Source organism: Aestuariivirga sp. (assembly GCF_044239095.1).
In the GTDB taxonomy this organism is placed as follows: Bacteria; Pseudomonadota; Alphaproteobacteria; order Rhizobiales; family Aestuariivirgaceae; genus Aestuariivirga.
In genome coordinates this window covers 1-4,004 of the sequence record NZ_JBIICB010000413.1, presented here as the reverse complement: position 1 = coordinate 4,004, position 4,004 = coordinate 1, and the positions used below count along the sequence as shown (strand labels likewise).

The 4,004-nt window shown below is 60.1% G+C and carries 6 protein-coding genes; all 6 read left to right on the top strand.

Features of this window, described 5'->3' with window-relative positions; all coding sequences use genetic code 11:
* Positions 1-668: transposase (locus tag ACILRA_RS22385; RefSeq protein ID WP_395664249.1), on the top strand; the 668-nt coding region annotated here is incomplete at its 5' end.
* A 54-nt stretch (positions 669-722) separates the two neighbouring features.
* On the top strand, positions 723-1,262 hold the full coding sequence (locus tag ACILRA_RS22380; protein WP_395664248.1) for a phage/plasmid primase, P4 family: 540 nt from the start codon (positions 723-725) through the stop codon (positions 1,260-1,262).
* Positions 1,263-1,463: 201 nt separating this feature from the next.
* Complete coding sequence (locus ACILRA_RS22375) at positions 1,464-1,904, top strand: hypothetical protein (protein ID WP_395664247.1); 441 nt, start codon at positions 1,464-1,466, stop codon at positions 1,902-1,904.
* A 61-nt stretch (positions 1,905-1,965) separates the two neighbouring features.
* Positions 1,966-2,505, top strand: a complete 540-nt coding sequence (locus ACILRA_RS22370) for a hypothetical protein (protein WP_395664246.1) — start codon at positions 1,966-1,968, stop codon at positions 2,503-2,505.
* 44 nt (positions 2,506-2,549) lie between these two features.
* The gene (locus ACILRA_RS22365) at positions 2,550-3,281 is read left to right on the top strand and encodes a hypothetical protein (RefSeq protein ID WP_395664245.1); all 732 of its coding nucleotides are present in this window, start codon (positions 2,550-2,552) and stop codon (positions 3,279-3,281) included.
* Between the two features lie 427 nt (positions 3,282-3,708).
* Positions 3,709-4,004, top strand: a 296-nt coding sequence (locus ACILRA_RS22360; protein ID WP_395664244.1) for a hypothetical protein, incomplete at its 3' end; no start/stop codon positions are given.

Here is a 4,004-nt window from a genome sequence, read left to right as displayed (position 1 = left end):
CAGACGGCGTTCGCACGGCGGCGCGCAGGGTGCGGCGGATCATGCGGGAGAACAGCCTGCTTGCGCCGCAAAGGCCCGTGGACAGGGAGGAACATCCGCATGACGGGACGATCATGACCGACAGGGTGGACCAGATGTGGGGCACCGACATGACCCAGACAGTCACGACCGGTGAGGGCCGCGCCTATGTCTTCATCGCCGTCGACCACTGCTCGGGCGAGCTGGTCGGAACTCACGCCTCCTCCAGCGCCAGCCGCTGGGAGGCGCTCGAGCCGATCCGACAGGGAGTAGCGAAGCACTTCGGTGCGGTGAAGGAAAACATCGCGGCCGGTCTGATCCTTCGCCATGACAACGGCTCCAACTATCTCGCCGATGACTTCCAGGATGAGATCGAATTCCTCGGGATCGAAAGCTCGCCCGCCTTTGTGCGTCAGCCAGAGGGCAACGGCGTGGCGGAGAGGGTCATCAGGACGCTGAAGGAACAACTGCTCTGGGTCCGGTACTTCCCAACCACAGAGGCACTTCGCAAGGGGCTCGCCGAGTTCGCCGATCTCTATAACGCCTCGTGGCTGCGGGAGCGCCATGGGCACAAGACGCCCAATCAGATCAGGGCCGAACAGAAGGCCCTTGCATCCGAGGCCGCCACGGAGTTCAAATTGGCGGCATAACCAGCGTAGTGCGCTGTCTCATAACCGTGCCCCGGTACACTCTACGGTGCGCCGGTGCAGTTCGCGCCTTCGCACAAGCTGGTGATGACGGGCAACCACCGTCCGATCATTCGTGAGACGGGCGAGGCGCTTTGGCGGCGGCTACAGCTGATCGGATGGCTGGTCACCATCCCCGCGGAAAAGAGGGACGCAGCGCTGCCTGACAAACTGCGGGTGGAGGGTGCAGGCATACTTAACTGGGCATTGGATGGACTAGCTGACTTCCGGCGTACCGGACAACTCGCCATGCCCGAACAGGTGCGGAAGGCCACGACCGAATACCGGGTCGAGCAGGATATTGTGGGCGAATGGTTCGCAGAGCGGCTGGCAAGCGAGGATGGCGCAAAAGCCGCAGTGCAAGCGACGTATGACAACTTTCGCCGCTGGTGCCAGGACAGCGGCCATCACCCAATGTCAAAGAACTCACTCACGCGAAAACTGGAAGAGCGAGGAATCAGACGAGACGCAGGCAGGCGCTACTACCTCAGTGTCTGTCTGGCAGGCCAAAATTCAGCGGTTCCGTTCACCGGTCTCCCCAGTGCGGTGCACCTGTGAGCGCCTCCCGCCGCCGGTTGCGCACTTCTGCGCTCTTCCTGCGCACTTTTAGGGGTATTTCCGTAAACTTCTCTTATGAGAATAGCAGAGGAAAGTTACCGGAATACCCCCAAAAGTGCGCAATTCGCTCACGAAAGTGCGCAAGCCCGGCGACGGACGCGCTTACGGGGCCACGCGGCGCTGCCGAAAGGGGTGCTCCGTATGACCGGCGTGCTTATTCCCGGCCCGGGCACCCTCACGCCGTACATCCTCGACCGCCCCTCGGCACACCCGCCCGCCGTGGGACCGTACAGCCATATCCCTTACGGGATGTGGGTCTGTCCTGACGGCTGGCAAGTACTGCACGACAGAAACTATGTCCCCCGTTGGGCGCGGCCTGGTGACTGGTCACGGGCGTATCCCGTTCCGCTTCTGCCTTGCGGGCGCGGGCGCTGGGTCGAGGCCGTCTCGCGCGGTTTCTTCTTCACCGGTGGAGAACAGGCGTGGCTGACGTACACGTACAAACTTCGCAAGAAAGCCGAGCGTCTGGCGCTGGCACACGGTGAGCGCATCCTCGATGACTTCCGATCGGGCCGTCCTGTCTGGCGCTACGTTGCACGCGGTGATGGCATCCCAGTGGGCTTCGAACGGTGGCAGGGATGATGCGTCGCGCGCGATAGATGGATATTATAGTGAAATCATCAAGTTACTGGAGACCCGCCCAATGACCGCCACCGCCCTAACGCCTAAACGAGGACGCCCGCCAGTCCACGACCCCGCGACGATATGGACGCAGGTGCTCGAATTCATCGCCAGCGGTGACGCCCTATCCACTGCCATCAAGCGGCTTGGGCCGGACGCCCCGTCCTACGTCTGGGCCAAGACACAGTTGCGGACGAACCCGACCCTGCAGGCTGCCTACCGCGAAGCAGTAGAGGATCGCGCTGACGCCCTTGCTGACGACATCATCACGCTGGCTGACACACCACCGCCGCCCGGTTTGGACGGGCCGGGGCTGCATGCTTGGGTTAGCCAACTCAAGCTGCGGGTGCACGCGCGCGAATGGACCGCCTCCAAGCTCCGCCCCAAGGTCTACGGGGCTTCCGTTGACGTCACTGTCCAAACTACCTCGATCTCCATCGTCGCGGCGCTGGCAGAGGCCGAGCGTCGGGCGTTTAGGGCCGTCGAGCATGATGCAAGCGAACCAAGCAACCCCAGCCTGGAGTCGCTTCCGAGCAGCGTGGACCTGCAAAACAATTCTTGATAGAGTTCCTTTTGGAAGCAGGCGCTTGCTAGGGAGCTTCATCAATGGCCGCAGTCTGGCTTCGCCGTCTCGTTCTCGCGACCTTCATCTTCCTGGCATTCGTACCCGCGACCGCATTCGCCGCTACGATGGACTACCTCGGCACATGGAGTTCATCCACGACATACGCCACAGGCAAGGTCGTGAAGCACAACGGCGGAATCTTTTACTCGCTCAAGAGCACAAACTCCGCGCCCAACCGGAACAAGCCGCCGAGCGACAACCCGGCTTGGTGGGAACCGGTTGGCTCTGCGGTCAAGCCCCGGGCTGTGTATGACGCAACTGGAAAATTCATCGGTGTAATGAATAATGGATGGCTTGTGATAAACTCTGGGAGCCAGCAGGTACTGGTTGACTTCCGCCGTGACGGCTTTTCACCGGAATGCACAGGTTCCGCTGCTGAATGCGTGCCGAGCGCCGCCAACAATTACCTTGGGGATAAAGTCTACACAACCTCAGACTGCAGCGGCACAGCATATTACTCTTGGGAGCAACAAGATATCAGCCGAGGGCGAACATACGGCACCTCTTCTGCAGGCGTAGTCTCGTTTGATTGGTATTTCCCGACCAACCTTACACTTCGGACAATTTCTTCTTGGTATGTTGGATCAGCCGACGGGTGTCAGCGCATGAATTATTTGAGGTTCCAGTCTCCGAGCGTTAGCATTCCCGTACACGATGGGACATTCACGAAGGTCACCATCTCCGGCTTCACAGCGCCGTTCTACATCAAGTGACCGATCAACTTGTTATTTTGGTCCCAGACAATTTGCCAGCCGTCGGATGAGGCCTCGATCATGGATCAGCATTCCTGCTCGAACGCGGCGTACCAGCGGGATTGAGGGGCATTGCTTATCGCCGCGAAATTGGACCTCATCCTTTCGCAGGGGCTGGTGATGTCAAACTCTATGGATCCGGTGACGCTTGGCATCCCTGCTGCAATTGCCACAAGCCTTGACGGGCGCGATGCGCGGCAGGCTGATCAAGGGCGTCATCACCAGCGAGACCATGGAGGACCCTTTGCTCCAAACCTAGACCCCGGCCTCCCGATCCGTCGGCACGCGCTACTCTAGGTTTTTCCCCTGATTGCTGAACCCTTCCCGCCACTTAAAACTTGCCAGTTGGGATCTAGACTTTGATATTAAGTGCTCCTGTGGGGGAAAGATGAACCTATTCAAGCGCAGCATTATCCTGTCGTGCATCGTGTCCGCGTCCACTCTTGTTCTGGCGATCAATGCTGGGGCGACAGACTTTACGATCACACCTTCGCCACCGGCAGCTATCACCACAACCACCCAGCAGCTTGGCACGGGCGATGTCGGCACTGTGCAAGAAGGTGGTGCGATCGACGTGCTGACTGGCAACGGCATCGAAGGCACTGCCAATGGCGTCACTGTGAACAACGCCGGGTCAGTGACGAGCGGTGATGCCCGTGGTATCTCTGTGTTGGGTGAGAGCAC